The sequence below is a fragment of the Sporosarcina pasadenensis genome (genome assembly GCF_047228845.1).
Taxonomy (GTDB): domain Bacteria; phylum Bacillota; class Bacilli; order Bacillales_A; family Planococcaceae; genus Sporosarcina.
The window spans coordinates 156,012-171,384 of the sequence record NZ_JBFEGM010000005.1 but is presented as its reverse complement, the minus strand read 5'-3'; the positions used below and the strand labels follow the sequence as shown (position 1 = coordinate 171,384).

The 15,373-nt window shown below is 42.0% G+C and carries 13 protein-coding genes; 11 read left to right on the top strand and 2 right to left on the bottom strand.

Features of this window, described 5'->3' with window-relative positions; all coding sequences use genetic code 11:
- Positions 1-12 precede the first annotated feature (12 nt).
- From AB1K89_RS09030 to aspA, 11 genes are all read left to right on the top strand, one after another.
- A complete protein-coding gene (locus AB1K89_RS09030; protein WP_413054443.1) occupies positions 13-1,611 on the top strand; it encodes a PucR family transcriptional regulator in 1,599 nt (532 codons plus the stop codon).
- 150 nt (positions 1,612-1,761) lie between these two features.
- Positions 1,762-2,808: a TRAP transporter substrate-binding protein gene (locus AB1K89_RS09025; RefSeq protein ID WP_413054442.1), complete on the top strand. Its 1,047-nt coding sequence runs from the start codon at positions 1,762-1,764 to the stop codon at positions 2,806-2,808.
- A gap of 79 nt (positions 2,809-2,887) precedes the next feature.
- Positions 2,888-3,367 carry a TRAP transporter small permease gene (locus AB1K89_RS09020; protein ID WP_413054441.1) on the top strand — a complete coding sequence of 160 codons (480 nt, stop codon included), beginning with the start codon at positions 2,888-2,890 and terminating at the stop codon, positions 3,365-3,367.
- A gap of 4 nt (positions 3,368-3,371) precedes the next feature.
- Entirely contained in the window at positions 3,372-4,646 is a 1,275-nt protein-coding gene (locus AB1K89_RS09015) for a TRAP transporter large permease (RefSeq protein ID WP_413054440.1), read from the top strand.
- Positions 4,647-4,680: 34 nt separating this feature from the next.
- Positions 4,681-5,982 carry a CapA family protein gene (locus AB1K89_RS09010; RefSeq protein WP_413054439.1) on the top strand — a complete coding sequence of 434 codons (1,302 nt, stop codon included), beginning with the start codon at positions 4,681-4,683 and terminating at the stop codon, positions 5,980-5,982.
- Positions 5,983-6,211: 229 nt separating this feature from the next.
- Entirely contained in the window at positions 6,212-7,483 is a 1,272-nt protein-coding gene (locus AB1K89_RS09005) for a Zn-dependent hydrolase (RefSeq protein ID WP_413054438.1), read from the top strand.
- 28 nt (positions 7,484-7,511) lie between these two features.
- Positions 7,512-8,294 (top strand): dihydroorotate dehydrogenase electron transfer subunit, encoded by a 783-nt coding sequence (locus AB1K89_RS09000; RefSeq protein WP_413054437.1) that lies wholly within the window; start codon positions 7,512-7,514, stop codon positions 8,292-8,294.
- Entirely contained in the window at positions 8,291-9,235 is a 945-nt protein-coding gene (locus tag AB1K89_RS08995) for a dihydroorotate dehydrogenase (protein WP_413054436.1), read from the top strand. Before AB1K89_RS09000 ends, AB1K89_RS08995 begins: the two co-directional genes overlap by 4 nt.
- 11 nt (positions 9,236-9,246) lie before the next feature.
- The gene (gene allB, locus AB1K89_RS08990) at positions 9,247-10,668 is read left to right on the top strand and encodes an allantoinase AllB (protein ID WP_413054435.1); all 1,422 of its coding nucleotides are present in this window, start codon (positions 9,247-9,249) and stop codon (positions 10,666-10,668) included.
- The gene (locus AB1K89_RS08985) at positions 10,661-11,851 is read left to right on the top strand and encodes an NAD(P)-dependent malic enzyme (RefSeq protein ID WP_413054434.1); all 1,191 of its coding nucleotides are present in this window, start codon (positions 10,661-10,663) and stop codon (positions 11,849-11,851) included. The genes allB and AB1K89_RS08985 overlap by 8 nt, the downstream gene beginning before the upstream one ends.
- Before the next feature lie 29 nt (positions 11,852-11,880).
- Complete coding sequence (aspA, locus tag AB1K89_RS08980) at positions 11,881-13,335, top strand: aspartate ammonia-lyase (protein WP_413054433.1); 1,455 nt, start codon at positions 11,881-11,883, stop codon at positions 13,333-13,335.
- A gap of 364 nt (positions 13,336-13,699) precedes the next feature.
- Here the strand turns inward: aspA and AB1K89_RS08975 are convergent, their stop codons facing one another.
- Complete coding sequence (locus AB1K89_RS08975; RefSeq protein ID WP_413054432.1) at positions 13,700-14,725, bottom strand: S-layer homology domain-containing protein; 1,026 nt, start codon at positions 14,723-14,725, stop codon at positions 13,700-13,702.
- Between the two features lie 197 nt (positions 14,726-14,922).
- The gene (locus tag AB1K89_RS08970) at positions 14,923-15,318 is read right to left on the bottom strand and encodes a VOC family protein (RefSeq protein WP_413054431.1); all 396 of its coding nucleotides are present in this window, start codon (positions 15,316-15,318) and stop codon (positions 14,923-14,925) included.
- Positions 15,319-15,373: the final 55 nt, after the last annotated feature.

Here is a 15,373-nt window from a genome sequence, read left to right as displayed (position 1 = left end):
GGGGGGAGCAATATGGGGATTAAGCTACAGGATGTGTTGAAATTAGGAGGTTTTGCGGATTGCCGTGTTATGACGGGACATTGCAGTCTAGACCGTGAAATTGAGACTATAACAGTTTTGGAAGTCCCCGAAGTTGCTAAATGGGTGAAAGGAAATGAATTGATACTCACGTCCCTATATGCGGTAAATGATGATGTGGAAGCTCAAATTACCCTAATTGAACGTTTGCATACTGCTGGTGCTACGGCCTTGGCAATTAAACCTTCCAATTTTATTAAAGAGATATCTCAAGATATTATAGATTACGGAAACCGTATTGATTTTCCAATTATCGAGATTCCAGAACATATCAAGTATTTGGATATCATGTCTCCTGTCATGCATGCCTTGTTTGACAAAAAAGTAGTGCTGCAAGAGGACCTGGAGCGTGCGACGAAAATCTTGGACGAACTAACTCTTGAAGAACAGGGCATTCATGTGTTTGCGAAAAACCTAGAATTACTTGTGAAGAGTGAGATTACCATTGAAAGTGAGTTATCTTCAGTTGCCTCCTATACTCACCAGAAAACTTTGGAGGAATTGAAAGCTGATAAGAAAATGGAATTGTCAATAGTTCAGCGACCTTTACAGATGAACCGTGAGCAGGAGGGACAAGAAACGCCCTGCGTTATAGTTCCGATCATTGTAGAAGGAGAGTACTTGGGCAATATTACAAGTTGGGGCAAATACAATCAACACTTGGCAACTGACTTAGCTATTCTTGAAAAGGCTGCCAAGTTACTATCTTTTGAATTCTTAAAGAAAAAAGTTAAGTTGGATATAGAACAGCAATACGAGAGCGATTTTATTAGAGAATTGCTGTTCAGCCATAATATTCGGGAAAAAAGCGTGGTTGAATGGGGCGGGAATTATCGAATTACAAGACATTGCCATTATGTCAGTTTTCTGTTTAGCGTACAAGATTGCAGGACGCAAAACAAGCATTATCAGATTTTGAAAAATTACAAGCTTACTAATCTACTGAAGAGAGTCAGGAAGAATGTCCTGGTCGGTACAATTCGAAATGGTATTTGTTTGATCATAGAAGTTGGCGAGGAAGAAGCGGTTGCCCCTTTAGCAAAAGAATATTATCAGAAAATTGCTGGGCAGATAGGAAGAAAGTATCGACTTTTTTTAGGTGTCGGAAGAGTTGCAATGGGGTTAAAAGGTATACAGCAAAGCTTCTTGCAGGCGGAGAAAGCTTTGTATTTTAGTGAAAGAACAAGTGGGAACCATATTTCTTATTATGATGCCCTTGGAATCTACCGGTTAATTTACTCTGTTGATAGTGAGAAAGAGCTTGAAAGTTTTTATAATGAAACTATTGGTAATTTATTGAAAACAGACAAAAGCAATGAACTATTGCAAACCATGGTGACTTACTTTGAATGCAATGAAGTGCTAAAAGATTCGGCCGATGCGCTTTTTATTCACGTCAACACTTTAAAATATCGACTAAATAAAATTGAAGAACTGACAGGCTTCTCCCTGAAAAAATCGGAAGATAAGCTAAATTTGTTTGTGGGACTAAAGATATATGATCTGTTGCAACAAGAAACAGTTCAATTTTAGAATTGTGTATTAAGACAAAGAGAATATGGTTTATTTGTCGGTTATATACATTACGAGGGTTTTAAAATTAGTGTATTATTAGATTATTCACTATTGTAAAGGCTTTCAAAAGAAAAAACATTTGAAAAACAGGAAGAGAGGGTGGGCATTATGAAAATGAGAAATTGGCTTATGCTTCTGGCACTCGCAGCGCTTTTAATCTTGGGAGCTTGCAGTAAGTCTAGCGGAAGTGAATCAGATAGTAGTGGAAGCGCTGACTTTCCTACAATGAAGATTACATTTTCACATAATCAGCCGCTAGAAAGTCCGGAACACGCAGGTGCTGCTAAGTTCAAAGAAATCGTTGAGGAAGGTTCTGGTGGCAAGATTACGGTTGATGTCTATCCAGCGTCACAATTAGGAAGCTTGCGTGAGCAAGTGGAATCGACACAAATGGGAGAAATCGACATCACTATGCAGCCAACTGCAGTCGTGACACCTTTTGTTGATGATGTGAAGATTGGCGACTTGCCATATCTATGGCCTGCCGAAGCTGACAAAATGTATGAGGTACTTGATAGTGAAGTAGGGGATGAAATCCTTACCACTTTAGATCAAGGCGGCTTCAAAGGTCTAGGCTTCTGGCCGGGCGGCTACAAGTTGATGACAACTAAAAACACAGCCATCAAAAGCCCTGCCGATATGAAAGGTTTGACAATGCGTGTTATGGAATCTCCTCTTTTAATTGAACAATACAAAGTATGGGGAGCTACTGCAATACCAGTACCTTATGCTGAAGTATATAATTCACTTCAGCAAGGAATTGTTGATGGACAAGAAAACCCGCTTCAGACTGTTTTCTTAAATAATTACCATGAGGTGCAAAAAAATGTTATCGAAACATTCCACGGTTCTATGACTTACTTGTTGATGGCTAACAAAGGCTGGTTTGATGGATTAGCACCGAATGTTCAAGAGCTTATTCAAAAAGCAGATGAAGAAGGCAAAAAAGAAGCGCGTCAAGTATTAAAGGAAAAAGAAGACGATTACCGCCAGCAAATCATTGATTCAGGTGTGGAGTACTATAAGCTTACTGATGATGAAATTGCCGCCTTCCATGAGCTTTCAGAACCATTTTGGGATGAAATATACAATACAGCAGAGCAAAAAGAATTGCTAAAAAAAGTCAAAGAAAAGATTTCGCAAGTGTCAAAATAACCTAAAAAAAGGCCGAGAGAGTGTTGTGATTATATAGCTTCTCTTGGCTTGTTTTTTCTAAAGGAGAGTTGTATAAGAGATGCAGATCCTAAAAAAGGCTGAGGATGCTTTTGTTGGTATTACTCTTTTAGTTGCCACCGGATTGCTGTTTGTCAATATAATATTACGGTACTTTTTTGCAGCTAATACAACTTGGGCTGAGGAATTTATACGGTATGCGATGATCTGGATAGCTTTTATCGGCTCAAGTATTTGTTTTAGAAGAGGTATCCATGTTGGGGTTGACTTGCTGTTGAATTCTTTAAAAGCAAAAGGTAAGCGTTTGCTGAATGTTTACATAAATATTTTGGCAATTATCTTCATGGGCTTCCTAGTCAAGTTCGGTGTGGATTTAGTAATGTTTAGTATGAGTACAGGACAGATAACACCATCTTTAAAAATTAAATTATATTGGATTTATTTGGCGATACCATTAGGAGCGGCTCTTTCCATTCTCCACATAGCAATCAATACTATCCAAATAATTCGAAATCAAAACATCAAGAGTGAGAGGAGTTGAAAATATGCTAATCTTATTAGCAATGTTAATTTTATTATTCTTGTTTACTAGTGTACCTATTTTCATCTCACTCGGATTAGGTGCATTCCTTTCTGTGCTTCTATTAAGTGACACTCAACCTATGGTACTAATTCAACGGTTATTTGGCGGAATTGATCAATTTTCACTCATGGCTTTGCCGTTTTTCATCTTGGCCGCCAATTTAATGGATGGGGGAGGATTATCCGATCGGATCCTTCGTTTCTCCAGGGCACTGGTTGGCCACTTGGCGGGAGGAATTGCATTAACCGCGCAAGTAGCTAGCATGTTTTTTGGTGCCTTGTCCGGGTCTAGTCCGGCAACCGTTATTGCGATTGGGAAAGTAATGTATCCCGAGCTAATACGCGGCGGTTATGGAAAAAGCTTTTCCGGAGGATTGCTTGCATCGGCGGGGGCGATATCTCTCATTATTCCACCTAGTATTACATTAATCATTTTTGGTTCGGTTACGGGAGTTTCCGTAGGGAAACTATTCATTGCTGGTATTGGTGCAGGGTTAGTCATGGGGTTTGTCTCCATCATCTACATTTATTTGTATGCAAAGCGAGAAAAACTACCAAGGGATAAACGTGCATCTGGAAAAGAAGTAGGCAGAACTTTTTTACAGGCATTTTGGGCATTGATGATCCCGGTTATCATTTTGGGTGGTATTTATACAGGGATATTCAGCCCCACAGAAGCGGCTGGAGTTTCTGCCATCTACGCATTATTTGTAGGACTGTTCATTTATAGAGAATTAAACTTCAAAAGTATTTTTTCAATTTGTAAAGAATCAGCCATTACATCTGCCCAAGTCCTAGTTTTAGTGGCAGCGGCTCAAGTGTTGGGTTGGGTATTGACGAGAGAAAGATTGCCTCAACTAGTAGTTGAAGTAATTACTGAAAATATCCATTCTGCTTGGATGTTCTTGTTGGTTTTAAATATTATTCTATTACTCATGGGCATGTTTATGGAAGGTGTAGCCGCTATCATTGTGACGGCGCCTCTAGTCTACCCGGCAGCTATGGCATTGGGCATCGATCCGGTTCATTTAGGTGTCGTTGTCATAGCGAATTTAGCAATTGGTATGTATACACCACCGTTTGGAATGAATATTTTTGTCACCCAAACCATTACAAAAATCGGGCTTAGTGAAATGATGCCCGGTATATTCAGATTTTTAGCAGTCAACTTGGTTGGATTGCTTCTCGTCACGTATATACCGGAATTGTCATTATTCCTTGTGAACTTACTGAATTAAAATCTTAGATAGACCTAGAGGAGGTATTAATGGATTGAGCGTTTCCGTATCGTTTGTAGCTACTGGAGATAGTTTTATAACCAGAAGACTGCCAGAAAATAAAAAAACGGATCAGAAAGGGATTGCAGAGCTAATCCGTTCCGCCGATGTCCGGTTTACCAATTTTGAAGTTACTACCCCGGGAAGAGATGCACCGCCATCTGCATTTAGCGGGGGGACCTGGGCGTCTGCGGAAGAATATGTTATCGAAGATCTTCTGTGGTTTGGATTTAATTGTGTCAATCTAGCAACCAATCATACATTGGATTACCTATATGAAGGATTAGCTAATACGCAAAAGGGATTGGAAAAACGTGGATTGCGGTATGCGGGGGCAGGACGCAATTTAGCGGAAGCTGCGTCTCCCGTCTACTTGGAAACACATAATGGCCGTGTCGCCTTAATCGGCACGACATCCACATTTCATGAGAGCTGGATGGCGGGAAACCAACGGAGAGATTGCCAAGGTCGTCCCGGCGTGAATGGGCTGCGGTACCAAACAGTTTATCAAACGACATCAGATAAACTTAAAATCCTCACGGAAATTGCGGATCAGACGGGTGTCAACGATCAACGGAATCTTGACAAACTAGAGGGATTTGCAACGGACGATACTGATAGACATATAGAGTTCGGCTCTTATGTATTTGAAACATCAAGCCAAACAGGGAGCTATCGTGTAGTGAATGAATTGGATATGGACCGAGTCATCCAAACTATTCATGACGCGAAACGTCAAGCCGACTATGTACTTGTCAGCTTTCATTCACATGAAATGGAAGGAGTACATAAAAACAAACCAGCCGACTTCATGGTGGAGGCGAGCAGACGGTTCATTGATGCAGGCGCCCATGCAGTTCTAGGCCACGGTCCGCATATTTTACGCGGTTTGGAAATCTACAAAAATAGACCTATTTTTTATAGTCTAGGCAATTTTATTTTTCAAAATGACACAGTGGAGAAGCTACCCGCTGATTTCTATGAAAAATATAGTCTAAATGATGAACACACCGTTGCAGATGCCTTGGATAAAAGAAGTCAAAATGGGAAAATTGGATTAGGAATCAACCCTGATGTATGGGAGTCAGTTATCGCGAAGTGGGAAATGACTGACGGTAAGCTGACTCAATTGACACTTCATCCAATTGAGATGGGTTTCGGAACTCTTCGATATCAGAGAGGGTGGCCGGAACTCTCAAACAGGTCAGAAATCATTTCTAACCTGCAAAGCTTGTCCGCACCATTCGGCACAAGCATTAGATGGGAAAATGGAATGGGCATTGTTTCTCTTAATTGAGAAGTAGTGCCTTTTCTATTTTGCGTATTCTAAGCTTAAATTCTCTTCGATATGAAAGAACTTCCCGGGTAACCGTCAACTAATCGTTCGGAGAATTTGAATAGTCTATTGGTTATTGTCTATATCCACTATGAATTCCTTCAACTGCTGTCCAAATCGATGTGAACTTTCAGATTCTTCGTGTAATAAAATAGGATTAAGAGATGTAACCAAAAGGGGGGGGTTCTCTTTGAATTTGAAGCGCTTACAAAAATCGATTGATGTAATGGCTCAATTTACGAAAGGAGGACAGGGAATCAATCGACTCGCGTACACGAAAGTCGAACAAAACGCAAGAAACTATATAATAAAGCAATTGAAAGAAGAGGGAATGACGGTTCGCGTGGATGCAGTCGGAAATGTAATAGCCCGACGAGATGGATTTGTGAGGGGGCTTCCCGCTGTTGCGATGGGGTCCCATATAGATTCTGTTTATGACGCAGGTAAATACGATGGTGTTGCAGGTGTGATAGCCGCTTTGGAAGTCATTCGTTCATTAAATGAGCAAAATATACAAACACTGCATCCAATTGAAATTTTAGTGTTTGCATGTGAGGAATCATCCAGATTCGGCGTGTCTACATTGGGAAGCAAAGCAGTGGCCGGTTTATTGAAGATAGAAGAGGTCAGTTCTTTAGAAGATTGCAATGGTGTTTCAATAGCCCAAGCCTTCGAGGAGAATGGTTTGGATGTTCATCGAGTAAAGGAAGCTGTTCTCCACCCTGATCACTATAAATCTTTTATAGAATTGCATGTAGAGCAAGGGCCCATTTTAGAGAAAGAACAACTTGATGTTGGTATAGTCGCCGCGATTGCGGGTCCGACGCGCTATCGTATTATAGTCAAAGGTCAGGCTTCACATTCTGGTACAACACCGATGAATTATAGAAAGGATGCTTTGCTCGGTGCGGCAGAAATCGCGTTAGAAATAGAACGGGCGGCAAGTAGTGAGAGTTCAAAAGGAACGGTTGGCACTGTAGGTGTATTGAACATTAAGCCAGGGGGTATGAATATTGTTCCTGGCGAGGCCTACATGGATATAGATATTCGGGGTATTGACGTTACCTCTAAAAAGGTCGTTATAGATGCTTTAAAAGCTGTAATAAATCGAGTCACTCAGACAAGGGGATTACAAATATCTAGCCAATTATTAACGAGTGAACAGCCAGTCCATATGGATAGTGCCACCATTTCAGACTTGGAAGTCATCTGCAAGGAGCAGAACATCCGCTATAAAGTAATGCCGAGCGGCGCAGGGCATGATGCGATGAATATGGCCGTACTCTGTCCTTCTGGGATGATTTTTGTTCCTTCACAAGACGGGTTAAGCCATAACCCAAATGAATTTACTTCAGCTGAGCAAATTGGAAAAGGAACAGTGATTCTTCAAGAGTATATTTTGAAAAGCGCGATCGCGGCCTCTGTCGAACGAAACCAACCGAACCGAATTTATAGCTCATGAGTCTAAAAGAATAAAGGAAGTGAAACAAATGGAAGTTAATCAACTACCAATTTTGTCTAATGTTCAAGTGAGCGCAAGATATTGGCATATGGTCGTATCGGCTCCAGGGTTGGTAAATCGGATTCAACCGGGACAGTTTTTCAATATATTATGCGAAACGACATTTCCGTTTTTGCGACGTCCGTTTAGTATTTATCGAATTAATAAAGAAGAAGAAACGATTGAGTTTTTATATTTAGTACAAGGCGATGGAACGAAAAAAATGACTGAATTTAAAGCGGGGGAGAAAGTAGATGTGTTTGGTCCGCTGGGAGTTGGCTTTACTCTAGAGAAGGATTGGGAAACGGTGCTTCTGTTAGCCCGTGGCGTAGGAATTGCCACTCTGGCTGCTTTGGCTCAGGAAGCATCCAATCAAAACAAAAAATGTATTGCCATTCTTAGTGCGCGAAGCCACAACGATCTTCTCGCGACCGAAACGCTTCAAGGGCTAGGTGCTGAAGTGTACAAGGTGACGGAAGAAGACGGGAATAGCGGCGTTGAATACGTAGAACAGTTAATAGAAAACATCTTGGCAGAGCAGCGAGTGGATGCGGGTTTTACTTGTGGATCGAAAAGGCTGTCGAAATTGCTGCAAGCTGTCACTCGAAAATATATAATACCTTCCCAGATCGCATTGGAAGAACATATGGCTTGCGGAATGGGAGCTTGCTTTGCATGTGTCTGTGACATTCGCAGTGAAAATGCGACCCAATCGGTCAGGGTTTGTACAGAAGGTCCAGTATTTGATCTCGACAAGGTGGTGATGGCATGAATAGCCAAGTAAAGTTAAATGTCGACATTGGCGGTTTGAATCTGAAAAATCCAATCATGCCTGCTTCAGGCGCTTTTGGACATGAAATGGAGAAAGTGTTAGATTTCAACAAGCTTGGCGCTCTTGTGCCGAAGAGTATTACCATGCATCCTCGAGGAGGAAACCCGACGCCGCGTGTCTGTGAGGTAACGGCAGGCATGATTAATTCAATTGGCATTCAAAGCAAGGGTTTGGAATACTACTTGAAAGAAATAATACCGGCTTATAGCAAATATGATTCTCCTCTTATAGCAAGTATTTCTGCTGATTCTTTAGATGAGTTTGCGGAGATGTCAGATATTATAGGCAACCATCCAGATGTATCGGGTATTGAACTAAATATTTCATGTCCTAACTTGGAACAGGATGGAAAAGCGTTCGGAATGGATGCGGACATTTCTTATCAATTGGTGAAACAGGTCAAGAGTGTAACGAATGTTCCGATCATTGCCAAACTGTCGCCAAATGTGACGAGCATTCAAGAGATTGCAATTGCCTGTGAAAAGGGTGGAGCTGATGCGTTGACAGTTGCAAATACACTACTTGCCATGGCAATTGACATTCATACAATGAAACCGAAAATCGGAAATGTTATGGGAGGAATTTCGGGTCCAGCCATCAAGCCGATTGTAGTTCGGATGATCTATCAAGTCTATCAAGTAACGGAAATACCAATTATTGGTTGCGGAGGTGTCATGAACGCGGAAGATGCTATAGAAATGATTATTGCGGGTGCGACAGCGGTTCAAGTCGGCACAGCCAGCTTCATTCACCCAACCATAATGGTTGATATCATTGAGGAGATCGAACTGTTTATGCGAGAAAAAGGCATGAATGATATCCATGAGTTAATTGGTGCAATTCATCATCAACAAAAGGGTTCGTTCATTAAATTAGGATAGGAGGAATTACGATGAAATGGGATCATGTCATTCTAAATGGCCAAATTGTAACGGAAGACGAAACATACCCAGGCAATATATATATAAAGGACGGTAAAATCACAGCAATTACGAACGAGCAATTAGAAGGTGAGGCAAATGAAACTACAGATGCAACAGGTTTGTATATCTTGCCAGGCTTGATAGACACTCATGTCCATTCACGGGATGGAGGCGCTACACATAAAGAAGATTTCCGTCATTCAACGCAGGCTGCCGCTGCGGGAGGAATTACGACCATCTTTGAAATGCCGAATACCTATCCGCCGATTAGCAATAAAGAAAACTTTGAAAGACAATCCGCCAACTTCCTGTCCAAGGCATTTGTGAATTTTGGAATTTGGGGCATTTGCTTGGGAGATTTAAACATCGATGATTTAAAAGATTTAGATAAACTGGGCGTCATTGGCTTTAAGTATTTCTGGGGTTATGCGGTCAATAAAGAAAACTATCAACTGGTTTACAATTATGAAGAAGGTATGGAAAATGTTATACCTCCTTGTGATGACGGTGAAGTTTACCGCATGTTTGAGGAAGTTGCGAAAACTGGAAAAATAATTGCGATTCACGCAGAAAACAGTGAATTGATCAATCATTTAACGAAACGGGTAAAAGCTGAAGGCGGGAATTCCTATGAAGATGCGCTTCGGGCACGCCCAGCATTAGCGGAAGAGCTTACAATCGGCACAGGAATTGCTTTGGCTAAAGAGACTGGTGCGCATCTTCATATTCTGCATGTCAGCTCCGGAGGAAGCCTTGATCAAATTGCACTGGCTCAAGAAGAGGGATATCCGATAACAGCCGAAACTTGTCCACATTATCTATTCTTGACAAACGAAGATTTTGAAACTAAAGGATCCATGATGAAAGTGTATCCTCTAGTAAAATACCAAGACGACCAGAATCGTCTATGGGATGCGATTGAGGATGGAACAATCAGTTTAGTTTGCTCAGATCATGCCCCTCACACTTTGGCGGAAAAGCAAATGGACATTTGGAATGCGCCTGCCGGCATGTGCGGTGTAGAAGCGCTAGCTCCTTTAATGCTGAATGAGGTTTCTGAAGGGAGATTGGGCCTGCAGGATATTGTTTCCCTTTTATCTACCAATCCTGCAAAACTATATGGAATCTATCCGCTAAAAGGTTCTATTATGGCAGGGGCAGATGCGGATCTTACTCTTGTTGATATGGAAAAAGAACATATTATTCGCATGGAAGAGCTACACAGCAAAAGTAAAGTGACAGCTTTTGATGGAACAAGAGTAAAAGGAATGCCAGTCCGGACCATTGTAAATGGCGTTACAGTAATGGCGAATGGCAAAATCCTCTCATCCGAACCGACTGGGCAGCTTGTAACCCCCGAACGTAAAGGAGATGTGAATTACAATGAATAATTATCAAAAATCTTTAGATCTTCATGAAAAGTGGCAAGGGAAATTAGAAATTGCGCTTAAAGCTCCTATTAATAATTCGGAGGATCTCAGTCAGGCATACTCTCCAGGAGTGGCAGGTCCCTGTGTTGAAATTGCCAAGGACAGAGAATTGATCTATAAATATACGATGAAAGGCAATACGGTGGCCGTTATCAGTAATGGAACAGCTGTCCTAGGCCTGGGCGATATTGGACCGGAGGCCGCAATCCCGGTAATGGAAGGGAAATCTGCACTTTTTAAACGGTTTGCAGGGATTGACTCTGTTCCCCTGTGCCTAGATACACGCGATGCTGAAGATTTCATCCGTACAGTTAAAAACCTTGCTCCTGTATTTGGTGGCATTAATTTAGAAGATATTGCGACCCCTGATTGTTTTTATATAGAAGAACGTTTGAAAGAAGAATTGGACATCCCTGTTTTTCATGATGATCAGCATGGAACAGCGATCGTTGTAGCTGCTGCCTTGTTGAATGCTGGAAAACTTGTAGACAAAGAAATAAGTGAGATGAAAATTGTAATTAATGGGGCGGGTGCAGCAGGTATTGCGGTTGCAAAGCTGTTGCATTCATTCCAAGTTAAAGAAATCATCGTTTGTGACACAAAGGGGGCTATTTATAAAGATCGGCCGCTTGGTATGAACGCATTGAAAGACGTGCTTGCTGAATTTACAAATCTCCAACGCAAACAGGGGGATTTGTCAGATGTCATCCAAGGTGCAAACGTCTTTATTGGAGTGTCAGCTGCGGGGGCATTAACGACTCAGATGATCGAATCAATGGACAAAGATCCCATCGTATTTGCGTTAGCAAACCCTATACCAGAAATCATGCCAGAAGTTGCAAAATTAGCAGGCGCACGCGTCATAGGCACTGGTCGTTCGGATTATCCAAATCAGATTAACAATTTGCTTGCCTTTCCGGGAATCTTTAAGGGTGCCCTAAAAGTTCGCGCAAGTCAAATTAATGAAGATATGAAGATAGAAGCCGCCAAAGCCATCGCTTCACTGGTTTCGATAGATGAACTATCTGAGGAATATGTCGTCCCCAATCCATTTGACAGCAGGGTGGTGGCTAATGTAGCTCAAGCAGTTGCTTTGTCGGCATGCCAGTCTGGAAAAGCCCTTTTGTGTGAAGTGGCATTGTGAAAAAATTGGTAGGTGGAGAGGATTGTAAAATGAATCATTCAAACTTCCGCATTGAGGAAGATCTTATCGGCAAGAAGCAGATCGAAGAGAACTCGTATTATGGCATTCAAACGTTGCGCGCTATTGAAAACTTCCCCATTACAGGGTATCGACTACATCCTGAATTGATTCGTTCAATTGCAATGGTAAAGAAAGCCGCGGCTCTTGCAAACCACGAAACAGGACTGCTGCCAACTGAAAAGGCGAATGCGATTGTGCAAGCAGCAGAGGAAGTAATAGAAGGGAAATGGCATGATCAGTTCCTAGTTGATCCCATCCAAGGCGGGGCAGGCACATCGATTAATATGAATGCAAATGAAGTCCTGGCCAACCGCGCACTCGAATTGCTCGGACGGAATAAAGGTGACTATGCATTTATTAGTCCGACCTCGCATGTGAATATGTCACAATCGACAAATGATGCTTTCCCATGTGCCATTCATATTGCAACACTCCGCTTAATTGACCAATTGCATGAAACGCTCGCATCTCTATGCAAGGAATTTCATCGAAAGGCAGCAGAGTTTAATGGAATATTAAAAATGGGAAGAACCCATTTGCAAGATGCAGTGCCCATCCGTCTAGACCAAGAGTGGGATGCTTATGCACTTGTACTGGAACGGGATATGAAAAGGATAGAAAATACTAAAGACAATTTATATTCTATTAATTTGGGCGCCACAGCAGTGGGGACCGGTTTAAATGCGAATACAAAGTATATTAATCATGCAGTATATCTTCTCAGTCAAATGAGCGGATATCCATTCATAAAAGCAAAAAGTCTAGTGGATGCAACGCAAAATACAGATTGCTATACAGAAGTGTCTGCTGCCTTGAAAATTTGTATGATTAATATGTCGAAAATTGCAAACGACTTCCGCTTACTAGCATCTGGTCCGAAAGTGGGTCTAAATGAATTGCATTTGCCAGCGCGCCAGGCGGGCTCATCCATTATGCCTGGAAAAGTGAATCCAGTCATGCCCGAAGTGATTAACCAAGTTGCTTTTCAAGTGATCGGGAATGATCACACCATTTCAATGGCTTCAGAAGCTGGACAATTGGAACTGAATGTAATGGAGCCAGTGCTTGTTTTCAATCTATTTCAGTCGTTAAGCATTATGAACAATTGTTTTTCGGTATTCCGTGATTATTGTGTGGTAGGAGTGACACCAAACATAGAAAGAATGAAGGAATATGTAGATAGCAGCATAGGTATTATAACGGCCATTAATCCATATATAGGTTATGAAAAAGCCACAGAAGTAGCGAGGGAAGCATTGAGAAGTAATCGGTCCGTACGTGAAATATGCTTGGAAAAAGGCTTTCTGTCTGAGGAGAAACTAGATATAATTTTAAACCCATTCCACATGACCAGCCCACAAGAAACCGAGCCAGAATTAAAAAATGGTGACAGTCTCCATTGCGGAGTTTTGAATAGCGTCTAAATTATAGACGCACTAGCTAGTATAGGGAAAAGGACAAAAGAAGTCCCTTGGTCTAAAGTGAGGTCACTGAAAAAGCACATTTAGTATGAAAACAGATCACTCTACTTCCATAGAAGTAGGGTGACCTGTTTTATAGTGGTTATATTACTCGAAGTCGGTATTTTCGTTGATTTCTAACCGTAGCACCTAAGGAAAATCAGATTCGTCAAATATACGAAATTGTTGGGTTTACCTTCGTTAATTAGGAATTGCTCCATGTACCAGGTTCCGAAACATGAGGATACATTCTAATCCTGAAAAGAGTTTTTTGCTGGAGACGGACACCGGCGGCAGCTTCCACTGCCATGTAGCTTACAAAAATCTATCACTGTCCCGTAAACACCCGCAAATTCACATTAAAGTATTCCCAAATCTGAATGCCTTCACTTTCGCCGTATAGCGTTATTTTGATATCGTTCGCGATTAGGTCTCCATCGGTTGTGTCGCTCGGCGCTCTAAGCAGCTCAACCATGGAGTCTTGAAGCTGCCGTTTGGCGGCGGCGCGGTTATCGACGTTGTGGGAAACGCCGAGGGCAAGGAGTTTGTCAGAGAAGAAGCTGAGACCTTGGACAGCTGTCATACCCTCGTCAAGATTATAAGCAGTCAATGTCAATGTGTCGGTTTTTGGATCATATGAGGCTTGCGATACTTTTTGACCGTCCTTTTCGATCACACTGTTTTCAAGAGCGATTGCGCGAATTTGTGCTCTTGTCTCTTCCGTAATTTCGGCAACTTTTTGCAAGTTTTCCGCGCGGACGACGAAGGAAGCCATTTGTGCGCGGGTGACGTTTGCATTCGGTTCGAACGTTGTCGCCGTTTTGCCTTTCGTCACTTTGTTTTCAACGAGCGTTTGGACGTGACCGGCGTACCAAGCGGAATTTCCAACGTCAGTGAATGGATAATCCGTTTTCGCTTTGATTGGAAGTTTATAGCTCAAGTCGATAATTTTCGCTGCTTGGGCGCGAGTCATCGGTGCGTTTGACCTGAACGTACCGTCTTCGAAGCCGGAGATATAGCCGGCATTTGCGAGAGCCGCTACATAGCCGTAGTACCACTGTTTTTTATTCAGATCTTTGAACCCAGGATCTTTTACATTTGTCGTATTCAATTTTAGTGAGAGGGCAAGAATTTTCGAAGCGTGCGCGCGTGTCAACGTTGCATCCGGCTGGAAGGTGCCGTCCTCATAACCTTTGATGATGCCTCTTTCGGCCAAGTTCAAAATCGCATCGTGGTGATCTGAGCTTTTCGGTACATCTTTGAAAGAAGTGACTGCCGCATGAGTAGGGGTGGCTATGAGGAATACACCTGTCACCCAAACATATAGGAAAGCTTTTATAGCTGATTTTATCATTTTCTTTCCCCCGTATACCGAGAATTTATATGTGAGAAGTGAATATTCTAATTAACTATAGTATAGGTAATAGGTAGAGAAGATGATAGGGCGGGTGATTTTTGATGCGAGGCGGCCCTTGTGACTGAATATAAAAAAGGGTTGTCTAGAAAGTGGAAGTTAGCACTTTCATTGACAGCCCTAATTTACGTTAACTATTACTTCGCATTCTCATCAGGTTGATGGATTCCAAATACATTTCCTTCCGTGTCCAAATAATATCCTTGCCACGCCATGCCAGGCAGGGCGTATTTAGGCAATGCGACCGTGCCGCCGTTCACCAAGATTTTCTCTTCGGTTGCATCGTAATTTTCGACACCCATTGTGCAAGTAAATCCGTTGACGGCCTGTCCCGCTTGAGGCGGTGGACCTTGTCTTTGCATCAAGGCACCATTGATGCCTGGCTCGCTGTCGTCGCCGGTCACTGCTCCAAAGTAAGGCATCCCAGCGAAATCGCTCCAATCTTGGAACAACCATCCGAATACCTCTCCATAAAACGTCTGTGCCCGCTCCATGTCATCCACATGAATTTCGAAATGAACTAGTCTACCCATAACTTCCTCCTATTTTTTTGTTTGAGGTTAGAATATTGCAACTTGTTTAACATCA